The sequence below is a fragment of the Lentzea sp. HUAS TT2 genome (assembly GCF_051853195.1).
GTDB lineage: Bacteria > Actinomycetota > Actinomycetes > Mycobacteriales > Pseudonocardiaceae > Lentzea.
On record NZ_CP196667.1, the window covers coordinates 6,127,875 to 6,148,679 of the forward strand.

Annotated in this window: 20 protein-coding genes and 1 pseudogene; 5 read left to right on the forward strand and 16 right to left on the reverse strand. The window is 70.2% G+C overall.

The window, feature by feature from the left end; translation table 11 throughout:
• Positions 1-11: 11 nt before the first annotated feature.
• Positions 12-1,088 carry an epoxide hydrolase family protein gene (locus ACSHWB_RS29875; RefSeq protein ID WP_439656601.1) on the reverse strand — a complete coding sequence of 359 codons (1,077 nt, stop codon included), beginning with the start codon at positions 1,086-1,088 and terminating at the stop codon, positions 12-14.
• Positions 1,089-1,131: 43 nt separating this feature from the next.
• On the opposite strand from ACSHWB_RS29875, the gene ACSHWB_RS29880 reads away from it, so the two are divergent.
• Positions 1,132-2,070: a helix-turn-helix transcriptional regulator gene (locus ACSHWB_RS29880; protein ID WP_439656602.1), complete on the forward strand. Its 939-nt coding sequence runs from the start codon at positions 1,132-1,134 to the stop codon at positions 2,068-2,070.
• Between the two features lie 70 nt (positions 2,071-2,140).
• Positions 2,141-2,800 carry a PP2C family protein-serine/threonine phosphatase gene (locus ACSHWB_RS29885; RefSeq protein ID WP_439656603.1) on the forward strand — a complete coding sequence of 220 codons (660 nt, stop codon included), beginning with the start codon at positions 2,141-2,143 and terminating at the stop codon, positions 2,798-2,800.
• 10 nt (positions 2,801-2,810) lie between these two features.
• Here ACSHWB_RS29885 and ACSHWB_RS29890 read toward each other — a convergent pair.
• The 8 genes and pseudogenes from ACSHWB_RS29890 to ACSHWB_RS29925 all read right to left on the reverse strand — a co-directional run.
• Positions 2,811-3,590, reverse strand: a pseudogene (locus ACSHWB_RS29890) (Ku protein); the annotation flags it as partial.
• A 29-nt stretch (positions 3,591-3,619) separates the two neighbouring features.
• On the reverse strand, positions 3,620-4,192 hold the full coding sequence (locus ACSHWB_RS29895) for a PadR family transcriptional regulator (RefSeq protein ID WP_439656604.1): 573 nt from the start codon (positions 4,190-4,192) through the stop codon (positions 3,620-3,622).
• 24 nt (positions 4,193-4,216) lie between these two features.
• Complete coding sequence (locus ACSHWB_RS29900) at positions 4,217-5,653, reverse strand: aldehyde dehydrogenase (protein ID WP_439656605.1); 1,437 nt, start codon at positions 5,651-5,653, stop codon at positions 4,217-4,219.
• Entirely contained in the window at positions 5,650-5,847 is a 198-nt protein-coding gene (locus tag ACSHWB_RS29905) for a tautomerase family protein (protein ID WP_439656606.1), read from the reverse strand. Before ACSHWB_RS29905 ends, ACSHWB_RS29900 begins: the two co-directional genes overlap by 4 nt.
• 1 nt (position 5,848) lies before the next feature.
• Positions 5,849-6,610 carry a 2-keto-4-pentenoate hydratase gene (locus ACSHWB_RS29910; RefSeq protein ID WP_439656607.1) on the reverse strand — a complete coding sequence of 254 codons (762 nt, stop codon included), beginning with the start codon at positions 6,608-6,610 and terminating at the stop codon, positions 5,849-5,851.
• Positions 6,607-7,848: an MFS transporter gene (locus ACSHWB_RS29915; RefSeq protein WP_439656608.1), complete on the reverse strand. Its 1,242-nt coding sequence runs from the start codon at positions 7,846-7,848 to the stop codon at positions 6,607-6,609. The genes ACSHWB_RS29910 and ACSHWB_RS29915 overlap by 4 nt, the downstream gene beginning before the upstream one ends.
• A gap of 9 nt (positions 7,849-7,857) precedes the next feature.
• Positions 7,858-8,739, reverse strand: a complete 882-nt coding sequence (locus tag ACSHWB_RS29920; protein ID WP_439656609.1) for a VOC family protein — start codon at positions 8,737-8,739, stop codon at positions 7,858-7,860.
• Positions 8,736-9,398 carry a class II aldolase/adducin family protein gene (locus ACSHWB_RS29925; protein ID WP_439656610.1) on the reverse strand — a complete coding sequence of 221 codons (663 nt, stop codon included), beginning with the start codon at positions 9,396-9,398 and terminating at the stop codon, positions 8,736-8,738. The genes ACSHWB_RS29920 and ACSHWB_RS29925 overlap by 4 nt, the downstream gene beginning before the upstream one ends.
• A gap of 97 nt (positions 9,399-9,495) precedes the next feature.
• On the opposite strand from ACSHWB_RS29925, the gene ACSHWB_RS29930 reads away from it, so the two are divergent.
• Complete coding sequence (locus ACSHWB_RS29930) at positions 9,496-9,990, forward strand: metallophosphoesterase family protein (protein ID WP_439656611.1); 495 nt, start codon at positions 9,496-9,498, stop codon at positions 9,988-9,990.
• A gap of 15 nt (positions 9,991-10,005) precedes the next feature.
• Here ACSHWB_RS29930 and ACSHWB_RS29935 read toward each other — a convergent pair whose 3' ends face one another.
• Positions 10,006-10,590: a TetR-like C-terminal domain-containing protein gene (locus tag ACSHWB_RS29935; protein ID WP_439656612.1), complete on the reverse strand. Its 585-nt coding sequence runs from the start codon at positions 10,588-10,590 to the stop codon at positions 10,006-10,008.
• A 171-nt stretch (positions 10,591-10,761) separates the two neighbouring features.
• On the opposite strand from ACSHWB_RS29935, the gene ACSHWB_RS29940 reads away from it, so the two are divergent.
• The gene (locus ACSHWB_RS29940) at positions 10,762-11,595 is read left to right on the forward strand and encodes an alpha/beta fold hydrolase (RefSeq protein WP_439656613.1); all 834 of its coding nucleotides are present in this window, start codon (positions 10,762-10,764) and stop codon (positions 11,593-11,595) included.
• Between the two features lie 19 nt (positions 11,596-11,614).
• Here ACSHWB_RS29940 and ACSHWB_RS29945 read toward each other — a convergent pair whose 3' ends face one another.
• The 3 genes from ACSHWB_RS29945 to ACSHWB_RS29955 are packed head-to-tail and all read right to left on the reverse strand — an operon-like array spanning position 11,615 to position 14,126.
• Complete coding sequence (locus ACSHWB_RS29945) at positions 11,615-12,505, reverse strand: SDR family oxidoreductase (protein WP_439656614.1); 891 nt, start codon at positions 12,503-12,505, stop codon at positions 11,615-11,617.
• Positions 12,506-12,531: 26 nt separating this feature from the next.
• Entirely contained in the window at positions 12,532-13,530 is a 999-nt protein-coding gene (locus tag ACSHWB_RS29950) for an alcohol dehydrogenase catalytic domain-containing protein (RefSeq protein ID WP_439656615.1), read from the reverse strand.
• Between the two features lie 2 nt (positions 13,531-13,532).
• A complete protein-coding gene (locus tag ACSHWB_RS29955; RefSeq protein ID WP_439656616.1) occupies positions 13,533-14,126 on the reverse strand; it encodes an NADPH-dependent F420 reductase in 594 nt (197 codons plus the stop codon).
• 181 nt (positions 14,127-14,307) lie between these two features.
• On the opposite strand from ACSHWB_RS29955, the gene ACSHWB_RS29960 reads away from it, so the two are divergent.
• On the forward strand, positions 14,308-14,919 hold the full coding sequence (locus ACSHWB_RS29960; protein ID WP_439656617.1) for a TetR/AcrR family transcriptional regulator: 612 nt from the start codon (positions 14,308-14,310) through the stop codon (positions 14,917-14,919).
• 5 nt (positions 14,920-14,924) lie between these two features.
• Here ACSHWB_RS29960 and ACSHWB_RS29965 read toward each other — a convergent pair whose 3' ends face one another.
• The 3 genes from ACSHWB_RS29965 to ACSHWB_RS29975 all read right to left on the reverse strand — a co-directional run bounded on the left by ACSHWB_RS29965 (position 14,925) and on the right by ACSHWB_RS29975 (position 20,756).
• Positions 14,925-15,191, reverse strand: a complete 267-nt coding sequence (locus tag ACSHWB_RS29965; RefSeq protein WP_401024885.1) for an isoamylase — start codon at positions 15,189-15,191, stop codon at positions 14,925-14,927.
• Positions 15,192-15,345: 154 nt separating this feature from the next.
• Positions 15,346-18,213, reverse strand: a complete 2,868-nt coding sequence (locus tag ACSHWB_RS29970; RefSeq protein WP_439656618.1) for a discoidin domain-containing protein — start codon at positions 18,211-18,213, stop codon at positions 15,346-15,348.
• Positions 18,207-20,756, reverse strand: coding sequence for a glycoside hydrolase family 97 catalytic domain-containing protein (locus ACSHWB_RS29975; RefSeq protein ID WP_439656619.1), 2,550 nt, complete (start codon positions 20,754-20,756; stop codon positions 18,207-18,209). The genes ACSHWB_RS29970 and ACSHWB_RS29975 overlap by 7 nt, the downstream gene beginning before the upstream one ends.
• Positions 20,757-20,805 lie beyond the last annotated feature (49 nt).

The window sequence follows — 20,805 nt, forward strand, 5'->3', positions numbered from 1 at the left end:
CCGCTGGGACCTCACAAAAGGAACGCCTCACGCAGTTCCCCGGCCATCAGCTCCGGCACCTCCAGAGCCGCGAAGTGGCCGCCGCGAGGCATTTCCGTCCACCGCACGATGGTGTGGTTGCGTTCGGCCATCCGCCGGATCGGCACCCCCACGTCGTGCGGGAACACCGCGACCGACGTCGGTGTCGCGGACATCGGCTCCAGCTCGCCCCACGTCTCGTCCCCCTCCTGGTAGTAGCGCGCCGACGAGCCCGCGGTCCTGGTGAACCAGAAGATCGAGACGTTCGTCAGCAGCGCTTCGAGGGGGACCCCGATCTCCGGGTCGCTCCACGTGTGGAACGCCCAGTCGATCCACTCGAGCTGCGCGACCGGCGAGTCGGTGAGCGCGTGTGCCACCGACTGCGGCCGAGTGCTCTGCATCGACACGTAACCGAACTGCTCGAACTCGTACTGGAAAGCTTTTTCCACTGACCTGCGCTCGGCCTCGACCTCCATGTCGGCCGTCTCCTGGGTGACACCGGCGGAGAAGATCTGGTTGAGGTGGACGGCCTTCACCTCGTCCCGCAGCCCCAGTTGACGGGTGAGCATGGCGCCGAAGTCGTAGCCGTGCGCGAGGTAGCTGTCGTAGCCCAGGCGCCGCATGAGCTCCGCGACGACGTTCGCCACGCGGGGGATGGTCCAGCCGAGCTCCCGGGTGGGACCGGAGAACCCGAAGCCCGGCACCGACGGGACCACCAGGTGGAAGTCGCGGCTGAGAGGTTCGATCATCTCCTCGAACGCGAAGCCCGTCGTCGGCCAGCCGTGGGACAGCAGCAGCGGTTCGGCGTCCGGGTTGGCGCTGCGGACGTGGAGGAAGTGCACCTGTGCGCCGTCGATCTCGGTGATGAACTGCGGGATCTTGTTGAGCCGCCGCTCCTGCTCGCGCCAGTCGAAGCTCCGCCACTGGCCCACGAGCTCCCTGAGGCGTTCCTGCGGGGTGCCCTGGGCCCAGCTCGAGCCCACCGGGTCGACGGGCCAGCGGGTCTGGTCGAGGCGGCGGTGCAGGTCGTCGATGTCGGACTGGGGGATGGCGATCTCGAACGGCTTCATGCCAGCAACGCTAAGAGGGCTGTAGGACAGTTATGGTCCTACAGTGGCCTCTGCTCGTTTGCTGAAGTTGCTCGGCCTGCTGCAGGCGCGCCGTGAGTGGTCCGGCGCGGAGCTCGCGGAACGGTTGGGCGTCACCACGCGCACGGTCCGCCGTGACGTCGACCGGCTTCGTTCGCTGGACTACCCGGTGCACGCGTCGATGGGCACGTCCGGTGGCGGCTATCGGCTCGGGTCCGGCGCGCGGTTGCCGCCGTTGCTGCTGGACGACGACGAGGCGGTCGCCGTGGCCGTCGGGCTGCGGACCGCGAGCGGCATCGAGAACATCGGTGAGACCGCCGTGCGCGCGTTGCTGAAGGTCGAGCAGGTGCTGCCCTCGGCGCTGCGGCACCGGGTCGCGGCGCTGGAGATCGCGACGGTGCCGCACACGGGCTCGGGGCCGGTCGTGGACGCCTCGCTGCTGACGCTCGTCGGGACGGCCTGCCGCGACCGGCAGCGGATCCGGTTCGCGTACGTCGGGCACTCGGGGGAGGAGTCGGAGCGCGAGGTCGAGCCGCACCGGCTCGTGACGTGGGGCCGGCGCTGGTATCTGGTCGCCTGGGACGTGCTTCGGGAGGACTGGCGGACTTTTCGACTCGATCGGATGACTGTGCGCACCCCGTTCGGCGCCCGCTTCACGCCCCGTGAGATTCCGGGCGGTGACGCGGGGGCGTTCGTGGCAGCGCGTGTCGCCGACCGGTGGCCCGTGCAAGGCGTTGTGCGACTGAGCGTGCCCGCGTCGGAGGCCGTGGAGTGGCACAGCTACGGCGAGGTTTCAGCTGTGGACGAAACGTCGTGCCATGTGCGCGTCGGAGGCGAGACGATGGACGACGTGGTGTTCATGCTCGCGAGCATCACGGTGGAGTTCGAGGTCGTCTCCCCGCCGGAACTGTCCACGGCGCTGCTGCAGGCGGCGGACCGGTTTCGCCGGGCGGCGAAGTTCTAGAGAATTTCTCAGGGTCCTGACAGCAGACTCCTAGGCGCACAGGGCTTAGTGGAGGTCAGGGAGGTCCGCCATGCTGATCGATCACACCGTGCCGCTAGCCGTCGTGCCGCAGGGCACCGCGCTGACCGTGACCTGCGCGTCGGACCGTGGACCGCGCAAGTACAACGCGGACGCGTTCGCGCACCACCGTCGCACCTTCGTGGTCGCCGACGGAGTGGGCGACTCGGCGTCCGCCGCCGAGGCCGCCTGGGCAGCCGCACGCGCCGCCGCCCTGCTCACCGACCCGGTCGCCGCGATCCTCGCCGCCCACGACGCCCTCCAGATCCACTCAGGCGACGCGGTGATCGTCGTCGCCACGGCCCGCCTTGACGGCGGCTTCGACGTGGCGTGGGCAGGCGACGCCCGCGCGTACGCCTCGAACGACTCGGACCTCGTGCAGCTCACCAGCGACCACACGGTCGCCGAGTACTTCCGTGAGCGCGGCATCAAGGCCGAGCCGCGGATGGAGCACGTCGTGACGAACACCGTGCGCCACGCCACTTCCGAGAACATCGGCCGTGCGACGACTCGTGCGCCGCGGCTCGCCCTCGTCTCCGACGGCGTCTACGGGCCGTTGGGGCACAACGGGATCGAGGCGATCATGTCCGGGCACGCCTCGGCGGAGCGTTTGGTGCGCGCGGCTCTGTACGCGCGCGGCACCGACAACGCGACGGCGCTCGTGGTCAGCTGACCTTCCGCTTCTTCTTGCTGGCCTCGACGCTGCGCTGCAGGGCCTCCATGAGGTCCATGACCCCGGTGGCCTCCGCCGGCTCGTCCTCGACCTTGACCTTGCGGCCCTTCTGCTTGGCCTTGATCAGTTTGTTGACGCGCTCGGTGTAGGTGTCGCGGTAGTCCTTGGGCCGCCAGTCGTCGGCCATGGACTCGACCAGCGAGACCGCCATGTCGAGCTCCTTGCCGCGCGGCGCCCTGCCCTCCGGCGGCACGTCCAGGACGTCCTTCGGCTTGCGGATCTCGTCGGCGAAGAACAGCGTGTGCACGGCGAGGATGCCCTTGTCCTCCTTCAGCGCCGTGAGGTACTGCTTGCCGCGCATGACGAACAGCGCGATGCCCGCCCGGTTCGTCTTCTTCATCGCCTGCGCGAGGAGCAGGTACGGGCGGGAGAACTCGGGCTTGGCCGGACCGAGCCAGTACGTCTTCTGGAAGTGCACCGGGTCGATCTCGTCGATGTCCACGAACGCCTCGATGTCGAGCGTGCGGCTGCGGCCCGGTGCGATCTCGTCCAGTTCCTCCGGCTCCAGGACCACGTACTCGCCGCTGTCGACCTCGTGCCCCTTCACGATCTTGTCGTAGGGCACCTCACGGCCGGTGCGCTCGTTGACGCGCTTGTAGCGGATGCGGTCGGACGTGCCGCGCTGGAACTGGTTGAAGTGCACGGTGTGGTCCTCGGTGGCGCTGTACAGCTCCACCGGGATGCTCACGAGCCCGAAACTGACCGAACCGCTCCAGATCGCCCTTGCCATGCAGGTCAGGTACCCACCAGCGGCTCCGGTTACTCGTCGAGCAGCCGCAGCCCCTCCTGCGCCCACGCGATGCGCGTCCTGGCCACGGCCGCGTGCCCGGCGAACACGTGCGCCTTCAGCTTCGCCATCCGGTCGTGCTCGGCCACCGGCCGCTTGCTCATGCGTTCCCTGAGCAGCTCGGTGTCCTTGGCCAGCAGCCGGGCCCGGTGCGCCTCGGCGTGCTCCAGCGCGTCCTCCTGCTCGCTGATGAACTCCTTCAGCACCCGTTTCGCCGACTCGGCCGGCACCAGGTCGAAGTACAGCGCCTGCACCTCCAGGGCGTCGCGCGAGGGAGGGATCGGCAGCGGCGTGCCGATCCACTCCCGCAGCTCCGCCATGCCCGCGGCGGTGATCGCGTAGACCGTGCGGGTCATCCGCGTGCCACGTTGCTGTTCCTCGCCCTCGATCAGGCCGTTCTCCTCCATCTTCTTGAGCGCCGGGTAGATCTGGCTCTGCGGAGCCGACCACACCCACCGCGTCGAGGCGCCGAAGAGCTGCGTGAGCTCGTACCCGCTCATCGGCCGCGCTTCGAGGACGCCCAGCAGGACGTGAGGAAGAGACATGTATCGATGTTAACGTTCCCGGTCTCACCCCGCGGCGATGCGCATGGTGACGGTCCTGGCCTCGGTGAAGAACTCCTTGCTGTGCACACCACCCTCGCGGCCGATGCCGGAGTGGCCGAAGCCGCCGAACGGTGCCCGCAGATCGCGCACGAAGAAGCAGTTCACCCACACGTTTCCGCTGTTCAGGCTGCCCGCGACGCGGTGGGCGCGGTGCAGGCCCCCGGTGAAGAGCATCGCGGAGAGCCCGTACGGGGTGTCGTTGGCGAGCCTGATCGCCTCGTCCTCGGTGGTGAACGGCGTGATCGTCACCACCGGGCCGAAGATCTCCTCGCGCAGCACCGGGGCGTGCGCGGGCGGGTCGAGGACGATCGTGGGCCGGACGAACCAGCCCGGCGCGGTGCCGCCGCCGAGCACCTTGGCGTGGCCGGTGGCCTCGGCGTCGAGGTAGCCGGTGACCTTGCGGTAGTGCTCCTGGCTCGCCAGCGGGCCCATCCGGGTGGCGGGGTCCTTCGGGTCGCCGAGCCGCAAAGCCGTTGCGGCCTGGGCGAAACGGTCGACGAACTCGTCGTGCACGCCCTGCTGGACGTAAAGCCGTGAGCCCGCCAGGCACACCTGGCCCGCGTTGCCGAACGCCGCCTCGACCGCCCACGACACCGCGCCGTCCAGGTCGGCGTCGTCGAAGACCAGGTTGCAGCCCTTGCCGCCCAGTTCGAAGCTCACCGGGGTCAGGTTCGCCGACGCCGCCCGCGCGATCGCCTTGCCGGTACCGGACTCGCCGGTGAACGTGATGCGGTCGACGGCGGGGTTGACCGTGAGTGCCTCGCCCGCCGAACCGGGCCCGAAACCGTGCACGACGTTGAACACGCCGTCCGGGATCCCCGCCTCCAAAGCGAGTTTCGCGAGCAGGTAGGCGGAGTGCGGGGTGTCCTCGGCCGGCTTGAGCACCACCGTGTTGCCCCACGCCAGCGCCGGCGCGACCTTCCACGTCTCCAGCATCAGCGGGTAGTTCCACGGCGCGATCGCGGCGACGACACCGGCCGGCGCGTGCTGGACGTAGGTGTGGTGGCCGGTCGCCGACGGCAGGTGCTGCGACTCGGAAAGCCTGGCGTGGTCGGCGAAGAAGCGGAAGTTGAGCGCCGAGCGCGGCACGTCCTTGGACTTCGCCGCGGTGATCGGCTTGCCCATGTCACGGGTGTCGGCCAGCGCGAGGTCCTCGGTGTGCTCGTCCATCAGGTCGGCGAGCCGGTGGAGGAGCTTTCCGCGTTCCTCGAACGACATCCGCGGCCACGGACCCTCGTCGAACGCTTTGCGCGCGGCCCGCACGGCGTCGTCCGCTTCCCTTGCGCCGCCCAGCGAAACGGTCGCGTAGGCCTCCTGGGTGTACGGGTCGACGTCCTCGAACGTCGCCCCGTCCGCGGAGCCGGTCTCGACGCCCCCGATGACGTGCTTGATGCTCTTCATCGCTCCCACTCCCGTTCCAGCAACGTTTTCCCGCCCGCGCTCCAGTGCTGCGGCGGGATCTCGGTCAGCAGCACGCGGACCTGCTCGTCCCGGACGCCGAAGCCGTCGCGGACCGCCTCGTGCACGGTCCGCAGCGCCTTGCGCAACGTCTCGGGATCGCGGCCCTGCGCCACCTCGATGCGCACGATCGGCATGTCAGCTCCCCACCGTCAGCCGGCCGAGGTTGGTGAACTCCACGGACACCGACGACTCCAAAGGCACCGCGTCCGTGACACCGCCGGTCAGCACGATCCAGCCGGCCTCTATCCGCTTTCCCCGGCGTGCCACCGTGTTCGCCGCCAACGCCAGCGCTTCCGCGGGGTGACCCTGCACGGCCGCACCGGTCGCCGTGTAGACCACCGACCCGCCGGACGAGAGCACACAGCCCTCCAACGCGAGGTCGAAGTCGGGGGAGCGGCCGACGCCTCCCATCACGAACGCGCCTGAGGAAGCGTTGTCCGCCACGACGTCCGGCAGCGTGAAGCGGAAGTCCCGGTACCGGCTGTCGATGATCTCCAGTCCCGCGAACACCTTCTCGACCGCGCAGATCGCCGTCGCCGCCGTGACACCAGGGCCGGAGAGCGTCCGGCCCATCACGAAGGCGATCTCGGGCTCGACCCGCGGGTGGATGAGCTCCGGCACCGGAACCCCCTGCGGCAGCACCATCGCGTCGGTCAGCCACGCCACGAGAGGTGAGTCGACGTTCATCCGCTGCTGCTTGGCCCGCGAGGTCAGGCCGAGCTTCACGCCGATCAGGGTCTCGCCGCGCTCCAGCCTGAGCCGCAGCGTCTCGTCCTGGATCGCGTAGGCGGTGTCCAGGTCCAGTTCGGGCCAGGTGTCGCTCAACGGCTCGCCGTCGGTGCGTTCTTCCTCGCGCCGCAGCAGTTCCGCCGCGGCGCTCTCGACAGTCCAGTTCACGCGGGGGCTCCAGCGAGTTCACGGGTGCGGGGGAAGGCGGCGACGGCGGCCGCGCCCAGCACGGCTACCACGGCGAAGAAGTAGAAGTTCCAGCCAGCACCGAGACTCGAGTCGATGATCAGGCCGCCGACCGCGGGGCCGAGGATCGCGCCGAGACGGCCGACCCCGAGCGCCCAGCCGATGCCCGTCGCCCGCACGCCGGTCGGGTACGACCTGGTCACGTGGGCGTTGATCAGGTGCATCGTGCCGATCGTGCCGTAGCCGGCGATGGCGATCAGGACGTAGATCGCGACCTGGCCGGGGTTCGTGCTCAGTGCCGCCGCGCAGATCGCCGCGAGGGCGAACGAACCGAGGATGACCGGCTTCGCGCCGTGCTTGTCGGAAAGGCGCCCGCCCACCAGCGCGCCGACGACCGAGCCGAGGTTGAACACCAGCAGGAAGCTCAGCGCCGAACCCAGCGGGTACCCGGACGCCCGCATGATCTCCGGCAGCCACGTGTTGAGGCCGTAGACCAGCAGCAGCCCGCAGAACGACGCCACCCAGAACAGGATCGTGCGACGCAGGTAGGGCCGCTGGATAAGCGTGCGGACACCGCTGCTCGGTTGTTCGGACGGAGCCGGGACCGGCACGCCGATCCGTGCGGCGAGAGCCTTCGCCTCGTCGTGGCGGCCGCGCGAGACCAGGTACTCCAACGACTCCGGCAGGTAGCGGAACGCCAGGGGGAGAACGACGACCAGCGGCGCGGCACCGATCAGGTACATCACCCGCCAGCCCGCCGTGGGCAGCAACGGGATCGCCAGCGTCGCGGCCATGATGCCACCGATCGCGTACCCGGACTGCATTGCGGCGTAAGTGAAAGCGCGGTGCTTCTCGGCCGCGTACTCGATCGTCAGCGTGGCGGCGGTCGGCATGAGCCCGCCGAGCCCGATGCCCGCGAGGAACCGCAGCGCAAGGAACATGTCGGGGGACGTGGCAGCCGCACAGGCCGCCATCAGCACCGAGAACCACGCGACGCTGAACAGGAACGTCCTGCGCCTGCCCCAGCGGTCGGTCAGCGTCCCGACGAGCAACGCACCGACCAGCATGCCGACCAGCGCGGCGCTGCCGATCGTGCCCGCCTGCGCCGCGCTGATGCCCCACTCCTCGCGCAACGCCTTGATGGTGGTGCCGTAGACCACGAGGTCATAACCGTCGAACGCGAGGGCGAGACCACATAAAACGATGATCAGCGAACGCATGGCGCTTCCTTAGGCGGTGAGGGGACGGCGGAGCTGGGGCTGGGTCTGCACGCGCCGGGTCGGTCCGTGCCACAGGTCGATCGCGTCCGGCTCGGAGGGGTCGAAGACCCGCGGAACCCAGTCGTCGTCGAGGTTCCGGACGCCGTAGGAGTACTCGTAGGTGAGGCCCTCCGGCCCCTTGAAGTAGACGAAGATCGCGGTCGACTGCGGGTGCCTGCCCGGCCCCATCTCGATCTCCACGCCGCGCGCCTGCAGGAACCGCCAGTTGCGCATCACGTCGTCGAGCGAGTCGACCTGGAAGTTGATGTGGCACAGACCCGGTTCGCTGCCGCGGAACACCGCGAGCTTGTGGTGCACCGGGTCGAACCGCATCAGGCACGCCCAGTCGCCGATCCAGTCGGACACCTTGACGTTGAACAGCTTCGACCAGAACGCGTACGCCTGTTTGACGTCCGGGGCGTCGAAGCAGAGGTGGCCGAACTCGGTGATGCCCGCCGGACGTCCGAAGTGGACCGGACGGGCGAGCTGGACCTGGCCGTGCACGAGCTCGACGCGGTTGCCGAACGGGTCGTCGAACGCGATGAAGTCCTCGACGCGCCGGCTCCGCGCCTGCTTCGGCGTGCCCCGCGCGACTCGCACGCCCGCCGCTTCGAGTTCCTTCTCTGCTGCTTCGAGCTCGTCGTGACCTCGGAGGCTGAACCCGGAGGCGAGCACCCCCGCCTCGCCCTCCTCGAACGCCAGGCAGTGGTGCCGTTGGTCCGCGCGGAGGTAGGAGACCCCGTCCTCCTGCGCGACCAGTTCCATGCCGACGACGTCGACGGCGAACGCCACCGCCGCGTCGCTGTCCGCCGTACCGGAACGCACGTACGCGATGTCGTGCAACGTGATCATGACTGTCCCCTTCGGTCGGCACGCAGGTGTGCCCAGAGCCGGCTCAGCAGTTCGGTCTCGGCGGCGAGCCAGGCCGCCTGCTCGTCCGCGGACAACGCGCGGGGGCGCCCGGCGGCGGCAGCCTGCGCGTTGATCCGCGCCGAGACCTCGAGAAGCCACATCCGCGCCACGGCCTGACCGAGGTCGGCGCCGACGGTGATCGCGCCGTTGCCCCGCATCAGCACCGCGGGCGCCTGGCCGAGTGCCTTGGCGAGTTCCCCGGCGCGTTCCCGGTCCCGGACCAGCCGCGGGTCGTCGAACACCGGCACCTCGGGCCCGAGGAAGGCGCCCTGCCCGTGCAACGGCCTGATCGGCACGCCCGCCGAGGCCAGCGCGGTGGCGGTCTCGGGCTGGGCCCGGCAGACGGCCCGCACGTCCGGCCGCGCGCGGTAGATCGCGAGGTGGATCCACGCCTCCTTGGGCGTGCCCTCCGGCAGGTCGTCCGCGCCGAGGTCGAGCGGGACCGGACGGCCGGTGAGCGATCCCAGCGGCTGGGGCGGCGTGATCAGCACCCGCTCGCCGGCGAGCGCCGACACGTGCCCGAACGCCGTGACCAGCCCGGCGTGTGCGGTGGTCAGCGCCGCGTCCAGCAGGTCCTCTTCGACCTCACGTGACTTCATGGGGTCGGACCATACGTGTATCTAGATACCTATCGCTAGATGTCGACGATATTTCTATCGATACAGATATGTGTCGGGGGTTGCTACGGTCGGAGCCGTGAGAGTCGTCGTGCTGTCCGACACGCACGCGCCGCGGTTCTGGAAGCGGTGTCCTGCTGCTGTGGCGTCACATCTGCGGTCGGCGGACCTGATCCTGCACGGGGGAGACGTCTGTGTGGCGCCGGTGCTGGACGAGTTGGCGCAGTACGCGCCCGTCATCGCCGTGTGCGGCAACAACGACGGGCCCGACGTGGTGGCGTGGGGCGCGCCGGAGGTGGTCGAGGCCGAGATCGGCGGGCTGCCGTTCGCGATGATCCACGACAGCGGCCAGAAGGCCGGCCGGATGGCGAGGATGCGCCGCCGGTTCCCCGCCGCCCGCCTCGTCGTGTTCGGGCACTCGCACATCCCGTGGGACGAGCAGGAGGACGGGGTCCGGGTGTTCAACCCCGGCTCGCCCACCGACAAGCGGCGTCAGCCGCAGGGCACCCTCGGGCTGCTGGAGATCGAGGACGGCGTGCTGCTCGACGCCCGGATCGTGCCTGTCACCCGCTGATCGTCGAGGTGCGCGTCACTCGTCGACCGGCGCGCTCTCCAGCGACCGCAGGCCGTGGTCGATGAAGTCGATCATCCAGGTGAAGCTGTCCTCGACGGGGGTGTCCATCTGGAACCCGCCGTTCGCCTCCAGCGTCGCGAACCCGTGCAGCACGCTGCGCACCATCCGCAGGGCGTGGATCTCCTCGCCGGCACCGATCCGGTAGCCGCGCAGCATCGCCGTCCAGGACTCGAGCACCCGGCCTGCCGCGGCGGCGAGCGGGTCGTCGGGACCGGACGGGCGTGCGGCGTTGCCCGCCGCGTACCGGCCTGGGTGTTCCTTGACGTAGGCGCGCATCGCGTGCGCGCCCGCGGTGAGCGCGTCACCGCCGGCGCGGCCCTGGGTCGCGTCGCGGAGGGTGTCGGCCATCTCGTTGGCCGTCTGGATCGCGATGCGGTGCAGGAGGTCGGCCTGACCGGTGACGTGCTTGTAGAGCGAGGGGGTCTTCACGCCCAGTCGTTCGGCGACCAGACCCATGTTGAGCTGCGCGAGCCCGATCTCGTCCGCGAGCGCGGCCCCGGCCTCGGTGACCGCGGCGGCGGTGAGCCCGGCCCTAGGCACTCGGCGTCCTGTGTCGGTTCATGGCTCACCTCGAGATAGCTAACTTCAGTAGCTTCAAGCTAGTGGAGTTAGCCACCGGGTGCAACGTGTTGGCTAAGGGGTTTGACGGATTAGCTAAAGGTGATAGCTTTTGGCTAACCCGATTAGCTAACGTCGCCTGGAGGCAGTGAGATGACCGAGTTCCTGAGTGTCGACGGGGGAACCCTCGCCTACGAGGTGACCGGGACCGAGGGCCCGCTCGTCGTGCTCGCCCACGGCATGGGCGACAGCCGCGAGGCCTACCGGTTCCTGGCTCCGGGCCTGGTGCAGGCCGGGTACCGGGTCGCCGCCGTCGACCTGCGCGGCCACGGCGAGTCCAGCGTCGAGTGGCCGGACTACACCCGCACCGACCTCGCGGGTGACCTGATCGCCCTGGTGAAGCACCTCGGCGGACCGGCAGTGCTCGTCGGCCACTCGATCTCCGGTGGTGCGGTCACGATCGCCGCCGCCAAGTCCCCTGAGCTGGTCACCGCGGTGGTCGAGCTCGCGCCCTTCACCCGCAAGCAGCAGATGAGCCTCGGCGACCTGCGCGTGTCCGCGTTCCGTCGCGGCATGACCCACCTGATGGGCACCGCGATCCTCGGCAGCACCCGCCAGTGGGCCAAGTACCTGGACGTCGCCTACCCCGGCCCCAAGCCCGCGGACTGGGACGCCCGCCTGCGCCAGATCACCGCGAAGCTGGAGGAGCCGGGCCGGATGAAGGTCCTGCAGGCCATGGGCAAGATCTCGCCCGCCGACGCCGGTGAGCACCTGGCCCGCGTCACCCGCCCGGTCCTGGTCGTGCAGGGCACCCTCGACCCCGACTGGGCCTCACCGCGCGCGGAGGGCGAGGCGATCATCGCCGGCCTGCCCGCCGGACTGGGCACCCTGGAGATGATCGACGGGGCAGGCCACTACCCGCACGTCCAGTTCCCCCAGCAGACCCTCGCCGCGATCCTGAACTTCCTCGGCGACACCGGCGTCTAGGCGCATGGCCCTTGCGGCATCAGGGGGTTTCCTCCTGGGTGAGCCGCGGATGGTTCTGGGCGAGGAACTCCCGGTAGCTCGTGGGCCGGTAGCCGATCAGCCGTTCGAGATCCCCGGTGTTCTCGCTGAACGCGCCATCGGCGATCGCGGTGACCCAGGCGGTCAGGAACTCCGCGACCTCGCGCGGAACACCTTGTGCCAGATAGCTTTCGGAGTACTCCTCGGCGGTGATGGGCACGTACGGCACTTCGGAGCCGTGGATCTCCGTCAGCGCGTTCGCGATGTCGCGGAACGAGGCCGCCTCGCTGCCGCCGAGGGTGTAGGTGGCGTTCTCGTGGCCGTCCTGGGTGAGCACGGCGACGTTCGCGGCGGCGAGGTCGTGCCGGGTCGCCGGTGCCACCGTGCCGTCACCTTCGGGGACTCGCACACCGTTGTCGTAGGGGTCGGCGCCGAGGTGGCCGCCGAGGACCTCCGTGAACACCGGGTGGCGGAGGATCGTGTAGGTCAGGCCCGAGTTCTTCAGCGCGTTCTCGGCGAAGATGTCGCCGTCGGTGACGCCGACCTGGCGGGCGTCGGAGTCCTCGCGGCGCTGGACGGCGGTGAAGATCACGTGCTGGACGCCTGCCTGCTTCGCCGCCGTGATCACGTTGGCGTGCTGGGTGTCGCGGTCGGTGAAGGCCTCCGCGGACACCAGCAGCAGCCGGTCCACACCGGCGAACGCCTCGACGAGCGAGTCGTGGTCGAAGTAGTCGCCCTTGCGGATGTCCACGCCCTGCTCGGCCAGGTCGGCGGCGCGGGACGGGTCACGGACGAGTCCCGCGAGGCGGTCGGGCGGCACCTGGGTGAGCAGGGCTTGCAGGGTCAGGCGCCCGAGGTTGCCCGTGGCGCCGGTGACGAGAAGCTTTCCCATGGGGGAGCAGTCCTTCCGGTGGTGGTTCAGTTGGGGGTAACGAGCACGGTCTTGCCGACCGTCCGGCCGCTTTCGGCGAGCGTGTGGGCGGTCCGCATGGTCTCCGCGGTCAGCCCGTGCAGCGTTGTCGTGACGATCGGGCGCATGCGGCCCGCGACGACTTCCTGCGCCACGTGGGCGAGGATCCGGCCCTGGCTGCTCGGATCGCCGCCGGCGGTGATCTTGCTGAACACCATTTCGGTGTGCAGCGACAGGGATTTGCCCGTGAACGCGCCGAGGTCGACGGGCCCGGCGGCGTCGACGAAGGCCAGGTGGCCGAACGGCCGCAGCACCTCCGCGATGGATCCCAGGTGACCGCCGGTCCCCGCGGTGGAGAGCACCGCGTCGACCGAGCCGATGCCCGCCGCGCGAAGCTGCCCCGGCAGGTCACCGTGATGGTCGACGACCAGATCGGCGCCCATCGCCGTGACCCACCGCGCCGACTCGGGCCGTGATGCCGTGCTGATCACGAACGCGGACCTCGCCTTCAGCAGCTGGGTCGCCATGGACCCGACGCCTCCCGCCGCTCCGATGACGAGCACGCGGTCGACGCCCGCGGGCAGGGAGTCCTGATCGCGGAACAACGCCTCCCACGCCGTGAGCACACCGATGGGCAGAGAGGCGGCGTCGGTGAACGACAGTTCGTCCGGGATCTTCGCGACGACCCGGTGGTCGACCGCGACGCGCTCCGCCCAGGCCCCGTCTCGGGTGACGTCGCCGGTCCCCGTGACACGGTCACCGATCGCGAAACCGGTGGCGCTCTTGCCCGTGGCGACAACCACCCCGGCGAACTCCCAGCCGAGGACGACCCGGCCACCGGGCGCGGCGCTGCGCATCCTCCGGATCGCGGCCTCACCGGGGTTGATGCCGATCGCGGCGACCTCGACCACGACGTCACCGTCACGCGGCCGCGGCTCCGCGACGTCGACCAGTTCGATGGCGAACGCGTCGAGCGGATGAGCCAGCTCGTAGGCGAGAGCCTTCATGCTCAGTCCAGCTTCACGGCGTGCAGTGCGGAGAGCACGGCGCCCAGCTGCATCAGCCGCCCGCCCTCGCGCAATGACCCGGCGTCGACCGGGGCGAAGCCGATGCCTTCGAAGACCGCACGGAACTCGGCCTTGGCCGCATCGTCGTCGCCTGCGTGGAACAGCAGCTGCCTGCCTTCCGCGTGCCGGGGATCGGCGGCGATGTACTGGGCGTAGAGGGTGTTGAACGCCTTGACCACCCGCGCACCCGGAGCGCGCTGGGCGACGAACTCGCTGGAGGTCTCCACCCCGAGGTCCTCCACCGCGGGCGGGGCGAAGCCGGAGTTGGTGGTGTCGACGAGGATCCGTCCGTCCCACGGGGACAGACCCGCCAGCGCGTCGCCGACCTGCGGCCACGTCACGGTGAGGAACACCATGTCGGCCGCGGCGGCCTCCTCGACCGTGCCCGCGCGGGCGAGCGGGCCGAGCCGGGACACGACGTCGAGCAACGTCTCCGGGCCGCGGCTGTTGCTGAGCACCACCTCGTGCCCGGCTGTGACGAGGTGACCGGCGATGGCCTGCGCGACCGTCCCCGCGCCGATCGTTCCGAAGCGCACGACGAGCTCCCTCCGCTTATTGATGACGAGCGACATTAATAAGAATGATGATGCTCGACATCGTTGCCTTGTCAAGGCGCGGTCGTCCGTGGACACCCGTTTTGATGATGGGTAACATCGCAGTCAGGCGGAGGTCGGCCCAGGTCACGAGGTGCCGCGCCCAGCCAGGGAGGTGGTCGAGGTGCCCCGCATCACACAGGAGCAGAAACGGCTCAACCGCGAGAAGATCGTCGGCGCGGCCGGCGAGGGCTTCCGGCTGCGCGGCATCGACGGCATCGGCATCGAGGAGCTGATGAAGTCCGCCGGCATGACCCACGGCGGCTTCTACAACCACTTCGCCTCGAAGGACGACCTCGCTCTGGCCGTCCTCCACCAGGGTTTCACCGACTCGCTCGCGTCCCTGGACGCCATCCGCAAGTCGCACCCGCGCTCGGCGCGAGCGGCCCTGCACGACATGCTCGACAGCTACGTCAGCCCAGACCACCGCGACCACCCGGAGATCGGGTGCGCCTCAGCCGCCCTCGTCTCCGACGTGGGCCGCCACGGCACCGAGGCCCAGGCCGAGTACAAGCGCGGACTCGACGGCTACTTCGCCGCCATCACCGAGATGCTGCAAGAGCGGGCGCGCCAGACCGGCGCCGAGCTCACACCCGCCGAGGCCCGCGAACGCGCCATCGCGCTGTTCAGCCAGATGGTCGGGTCGATGATGGTCGCCCGCGCGGTGGCCGACGCGGACCCCGCACTGTCCGACGAGGTCCTGACGGTCAACCGCAAGCGCCTCAAAGCGCTGTAACCACCTCAGACGGTAATCACACAGCCGTGGTCGTCCTGCGCCGCCGCGTCCGAGTCGTCGAACCAGTGGCCGTCCGAGCCGAGGTAGCGGAAGCGCAGCGTCGTGCCACGGGGAACGACGACCGCGGCGGTGCGGCGGCCGTTGGAACGGGCCCGGAGCTCGGTCGCCCCCGGCGTCCAGCCGTTGAAGTCGCCGACCACGCTCACCGGTCCCGGCGGCTCGTGGCGGGGCAGCGCCCAGGTCACCCGCACGTGCTGATCCTTGGCAGGCACGATTCGGATCATCCGCTCGTCGTTCCTTCCCCGTGCTTCGGCGATGACGTGCTGACAGCCTGCCCGCTGTGTCCACATCGGACGAGGCGGCACGCCTGGGCAGGACGTGAGGTCGCCGGATCGGGTGATCCCGCTTCTGGGGCGTTGACCGCGGTCAGGTCGAGCGGGCCTGCACCACGACGCTCTGCAGCGAGGCCTGCCCCGGACGCCAGCCGGTCGACACGGCGACGTACCGCGCGACCGTGGCCGAGCCGTAGGTCCTGCCGTCCACGCTGTACGTGACGGTGTGCGGCGGCACCGCCCCGGCCGTCCACTTGAGAGCGACCTGGACGTCGTGCACCGACCCGAGGTCCACCACCATGCGGCCGTCCCGTCCCGGTTTCCACGCGGTGTGCAGCCGGCCGTCGACCGCGGCTGCCGGATCGCCCATGCCCGCAGGGAGCACGGAGTTCGGGAACGTGACGCGGCCGAGCGCCAGGTCGTCGATCGGGAACGGTGTGGCCAGCGGCATGCTCACCGTGCGCTCGGCCTTGCCCAGCACGACCGGCAGGCTGCGGCCGTCGCGGTGGACCAGCACGAACATGGCCGGGCCGCCGCGGAAGGTGACGCGCTGCGCGTTGTGCACGACGGCGGTGATGCCGGGTGGGATGCCGCGGGCGGTGAACCACGGTGCCTCGACCCGCGCGGTGGCGGCGGGCAGGGTGAGGGCGTAGTCGGTGCCGTCGCGGGTGGTGACCTGCGTGCCGCGGTAGAGCCTGGTGCCGCGCAGACGGACGGTTCCGGTGACGTCGGCGCCGGACAGGTTGAAGAGGCTGAGGAACCCGTCCGCGGTGCTCGCCCGCACTCCCGGAGGGCACTCGGGGACGGGTTCCGCCGCGATCTTGCGCAGATCAGCGCGAACGTACCCCTCCACCAGCCCGGCGGGGACGGTGATCGTGTCGCCCTGCACCGTGATCGGCTCGGCGGAGCGCGCGACGAACCCCGCCTTGCCGTCCACGTCGAGCCAGCCCGGCGTGCTGAGGTCCGGACGCGGGTAGGTGGCCACCGTCGTCCACGTGGCGCCGTCCAGTGACGTCTCGACGCGGTACGCGCCTGCAGCTGCTGTCTCCCAACGCAAACGCGCGCGTTGCACGGTCGTGGCGGTGCCCAGGTCGACCGCGATCCAGCTGTCCGCGCGGCCGCGTTCGGCTCGGGCGACGGCCCAGCGCGTGGCCGGATCGCCGTCCGTGGCCTTCGCCGGTTCGTAGCCGGGATCGAACGACGACGCCGTCGTCACCCCTGGGCCCACCTCGAAGTCGAACAACGAGTAGCCGTAGGTCGGGTGCGGGGTGATGCCGACCATGCGGACGTGACGGGCGGAAGTCGCCGGGAACGTCAGCTCGTCGACCCGAAATCCTTCGCGCGCCTGGACCGTGACGCGGCCCGCCGAGCCCGTGTAGGTGCGCGCACCGGTGAGGATCCCGGCCAGCGCCAGGTTGTGCACGTCGACCCGGCCTGGGCGGGGGAGTGCGCACACGATCGTGCCCGTCGGCAGGGTGGCGGTGCCGGCGAACCCGTCCGCGAACCGCAGCAGGCTCGCCGTCGCTTCGAAGCCGTCGCGAACCTGTTGGTAGGCGACGACATTGCGTCCGGTGACGGCTGCGGACGGGAGCAGCATCGGGGTCGAGCCGCTGATCTTGAACAACCAGTCGTCGTGCGACGGCTGCCAGGCGAGCTTCGTGAAGCCCGGCTTGGTCACCGTGCCCGCCCACGCGGCCACCGACTGGTGGGTCAGCAGACCGGGGTCGGCGCCGTGGTCGATCGTGATCGCCGCGCGGGTGAAGAACTCCTGTTCGGACACGGGTTCCGGGGCGGGGCGCAGCTCGTGCAACAGGTAGCTGATCGCTAGTTCCGCGCGTGCCTCCGGCTCGTACTTGGCCTCGCCGGAGAACTTCGCCAGCCGGTGGACCGGCGGGTGCGCCTGGTAGGCGAGCAGCCGGGACGCGAGCGCGGCCTCGGCGCGGGCGGCCATCGGGTCGCGCAGCACGGTGGAGCGGAAGGCCAGCGGGATGACGTCACGGCCGTAGAGGTGCTCGCGGTCGTTGACCATCGGCATCAACGGCTCGCCGGCGTCGCTCATGGTGGCGAGGATGGTGCGCCACAACAGTTCCCCGTTGGGCTGCTTGGTCAGCACCTCGGGCAGCGGCCGTCCGGCGAGCAGGAAGTGCACGGCGTTGCGGCCGGAGGTGCGCCAGAGCTCCTCCTGGTAGTGCGGGCCGAACGAGCCGTGGTTCTCGACGACGAACGTGTCGTGCAGGTTCGTCGCGGTGTTGGCGGAGATCGCCACACCGTCCACTGTGGAGGGGTTGGCGAGGTCGGCGGCGGGCAGGCCTGCCTCGTTGCGGCTCCAGCGGCCGAACGCCTCGCGCCAGCCCGGCCCGTCGCCGTGCCAGGCCAGTCCCGGTGCGAGCGCCTGGGCGTAGACGCCCATCTCCTCCAGCTTGGTGTCGCCCCGGTGCCCGCCGGTGAGGCCGTTCGGTGTCCAGCTGCCGGACCGCGGGTCGTTCCCGGTGCCGAGCGAGGTCGTGTAGTCGGCCTGGCCGCGGGCGATCGCCTCGACGTTCGCGCGGGTCGCCGCGTCGAGGTCGGGCCAGAGCAGGCGGGCGGCCAGCACGAAGTAGGACTGGAACGTGGTGTCCCAGAAGAGGGTCTTGCCCCACTCCGTGCCGCCCGCCAGGACGTTGCTCGCCGCGAAGTGCTTGATCGTGGCGAGGGTGTGCTCGCGCAGGACGTCCTTCTCGACGCCCGCCGGCGCCGCGTCGTAGCTGCCCCTGGTGAGCAGGACGGCGTTGCCGAGCACGACCGCGAACCCGAAGTCCGTGCGCCGGTACCGTCCTGCCGTGGCGTCGTACTGCGTCTCTGCCCACCTCGTGTGCCTGAGCAGCACCTCGTAGTAGGTGTCGTTCAGCTGGGCGACCGAGACCTTCGGCGCGACCGCCAGCACACCCGTGGCGACCAGGAACGTCCTGCGGTTGATCAGCACGTCAGCGCGGCCTCCGCCCAGTCGGCGTGGTCGAAGTTGCGGCCGTCGCCGCCGTCGGTGACGCGGAGGCTGAGCATCCGGACGTCGGTCACGTCGACGTCGATCGGCACCGCCGCGCCCTTGCCGCGGATGATTCCGCCGTCGTACAACGGTTTGTCGTCGCCGAAGACCTGGAACGCGACGGAGCCCGGCTGCTCGGTCTCGTCGTCGAGGCCGATCTTCGCGGTGAGGCGCTCGCAGCCGCGGCCGAGGTAGACCGAGAGCTCGGACGGTGCGTGCGTGCCGAGTCCCTTGGCGTAGGTGACACCGCCGATGGTCAGCGTGTTGCCGTCACCGCCGGTGTTCTCGCCGTTGGACCTGTCGCGTTCCACCGGGCCCCAGCCGTTGGTCTCGCTCATGAACGGCAGGTCGCTGACCTGCGCGCCGTTCGCCGGCGTCGGGGGAGGCACGAACGCCTTGACGGCCTGCTCGACGTGCACACCGCCGAAGGTGGCGACGATCGGCACGTCCACCGGGCCGGCCTGCGTGCCCGCCCGGAGCTGCCAGCGGCCGCTGATCGACTCACCGGGAGCGAGCCTGGCGCGCGTGATCGCGGGACCCGACACCGACCAGCCCTCCGGCGCGGTCGCCGTCAGCCGGACGTCGCGGATCTCCTCGTCGCCGTTGGTGAACGTGCCGGCCACCTCGACGGTCGAACCTGCCGGGGTGTCCACCTGTCCGGTGGGCGTCACGGTCAGCGTGGTCTTCGGGACCTGGCGGATCGGCTGGTCGCACGTCCGCAGACCCGGCCGGTAGCGGCAGATCACCGCCGCGAAACCGCCGTTGCGCTGGGCGGGCACGGCGAGGGTGTCGGTGTTGCGCAGGATCTGGGTGTCGCGGACGACGTCGGCCCTGATGGCGGGGTCGCGGACGGTCTCGACCAGCCACTGCCCGCCACCGAGGAACCCCAGCGGTGCCCGGAGAGTGCGCTCCTGGGTGGCGATGCCGCCGACGAACCACCGGTCACCGTTGCGGCGCGCCACGACGGCGTGCGAGTCCGGATCGCCGTCGAGCAGCCGGGACTCGTCCCAGACCGTCGGGATCTGGTCGAGGTAGCGCAACGCCTGCGGATGCCGTTCGTACGCCTCGGGTTTGTCCGCGAAGTGCGTCCAGCCCGACTCGTACACGACCGGCAGCGCGACCTCGTGCGCGATCGACGCCTCCTTCGTGCCGGTTTCGAGCGACACGGGCGTGTAGTCCATCGAGCCGGCGACGTTGCGGGTGAAGTACTGCACGGGGTTGTTGGCGGCGGGCGGGTAGTTCTCGGCGCCGCGCACGGCCTCCATCGTGAGCACGTGCGGCCAGGTGCGGGCGAGGCCGTGCGGGATGGTGGAGCCGTGGAAGTTGACCATCAGCTTCAGGTCGGCCGTCTTCTGCAGCACCGCGTCGTACCAGCGATAACGGTCCTGCGAGTCGGACTCCATGAAGTCGAGCTTCACGCCCTTCGCGCCCCACTGCTTGATCCTGGGCAGCACGGTGTCGCGTTCCTGCTGCGTGTCGAGGTCGCTCCAGTGCAGCCACAGCAGGATCTCCACGCCCTGCGCGCGGGCGTACCGGATGAGCTCGGGCACCCACGCGGCGCTCCAGCCCTCGTCGACCAGCGCGTACTCCCAGCCGTTGCGGGCGGCGAAGTCCACGTACTGCTTCTGCCGCGCGAAATCGCTCGGACTGGAGTGCTCGCTCAGCCACGACCACGCGACCTTGCCGGGCTTGATCCACGACGTGTCGGTGTACTTCGCGGGACTGGAGAGGTCGTCCACGAGCGTGGAGGTGCTGACCGTGCCGAGGTCGCCGACGATCGCAGTGCGCCACGGGGTCGTGCCGGTCGACGCCACCTGTGCGTCGGCGAGCGCGACCTGGAAACCGTTGCCGCTCTTGCGCAACCTGCTGCCCGCGTACCGGCCGTCCACATCGGACTCGGTGAGCAGCGCGAAGTCCTGGCCGTTCTGGAACAGCGACGGGTACCCGAACTCGCCGGTGGCCTCACCCGCGGTCGTCCGCACGCGATTGGCCTCGTACCAGGCGTTGTAGGGGAGCAGCCACGCCTTCGACTCGGCCGGCAGGCTGAAGCTCGACGCCTCGGACGTGACCGCCGTGGCTCCCGGCAGCACGTACCGGTACGCGACGCCGTCCGCCGCGGCCCGCACGACCAGGTCGAAGGCGCCCGAGGCGTTCCGGAAGCCCAGCCTGGTCTCGGTCATGCGGCTCGTGCGCTGCAACCGTTTGCCGGTCGTCATCGTGTACCGCTCGATGACAACGCGGTCACTGCGTCCGGTGAAAGTCAGTTCTTTGGTGAGATCCGCAGTGGTCGTCGTGAGGCCGACGGCAGCGGGCTGAAGCACCGTTCTGCCCTGCCTGCGCACGGCGAGTGTCAGATTTCCGCTGCTCAGGGCCACTTCCGCGGTGACCTGGCCTGGACCGGTGACGGTCCAGCCGGCCGGGGCGGCGACGGCGGGCACGGCGGGCAACAGCAGGGCGAGCACCAGAACGAGCAGTCGTGACATCGTTGTCAGCTCCCGGGGTGAGACCGCTCCCATCGTGTGGGGGCCGTCT

What these genes read in the sequence shown, in the direction of transcription:
- ACSHWB_RS29875 (WP_439656601.1), bottom strand. Translation starts at nt 1,088, where the DNA reads ATGAAGCCGTTCGAGATCGCCATCCCCCAGTCCGACATCGACGACCTG.
- ACSHWB_RS29885 (WP_439656603.1), top strand. Translation starts at nt 2,141, where the DNA reads ATGCTGATCGATCACACCGTGCCGCTAGCCGTCGTGCCGCAGGGCACC.
- ACSHWB_RS29895 (WP_439656604.1), bottom strand. Translation starts at nt 4,192, where the DNA reads ATGTCTCTTCCTCACGTCCTGCTGGGCGTCCTCGAAGCGCGGCCGATG.
- ACSHWB_RS29900 (WP_439656605.1), bottom strand. Translation starts at nt 5,653, where the DNA reads ATGAAGAGCATCAAGCACGTCATCGGGGGCGTCGAGACCGGCTCCGCG.
- ACSHWB_RS29905 (WP_439656606.1), bottom strand. Translation starts at nt 5,847, where the DNA reads ATGCCGATCGTGCGCATCGAGGTGGCGCAGGGCCGCGATCCCGAGACG.
- ACSHWB_RS29915 (WP_439656608.1), bottom strand. Translation starts at nt 7,848, where the DNA reads ATGCGTTCGCTGATCATCGTTTTATGTGGTCTCGCCCTCGCGTTCGAC.
- ACSHWB_RS29920 (WP_439656609.1), bottom strand. Translation starts at nt 8,739, where the DNA reads ATGATCACGTTGCACGACATCGCGTACGTGCGTTCCGGTACGGCGGAC.
- ACSHWB_RS29925 (WP_439656610.1), bottom strand. Translation starts at nt 9,398, where the DNA reads ATGAAGTCACGTGAGGTCGAAGAGGACCTGCTGGACGCGGCGCTGACC.
- ACSHWB_RS29940 (WP_439656613.1), top strand. Translation starts at nt 10,762, where the DNA reads ATGACCGAGTTCCTGAGTGTCGACGGGGGAACCCTCGCCTACGAGGTG.
- ACSHWB_RS29945 (WP_439656614.1), bottom strand. Translation starts at nt 12,505, where the DNA reads ATGGGAAAGCTTCTCGTCACCGGCGCCACGGGCAACCTCGGGCGCCTG.
- ACSHWB_RS29950 (WP_439656615.1), bottom strand. Translation starts at nt 13,530, where the DNA reads ATGAAGGCTCTCGCCTACGAGCTGGCTCATCCGCTCGACGCGTTCGCC.
- ACSHWB_RS29975 (WP_439656619.1), bottom strand. Translation starts at nt 20,756, where the DNA reads ATGTCACGACTGCTCGTTCTGGTGCTCGCCCTGCTGTTGCCCGCCGTG.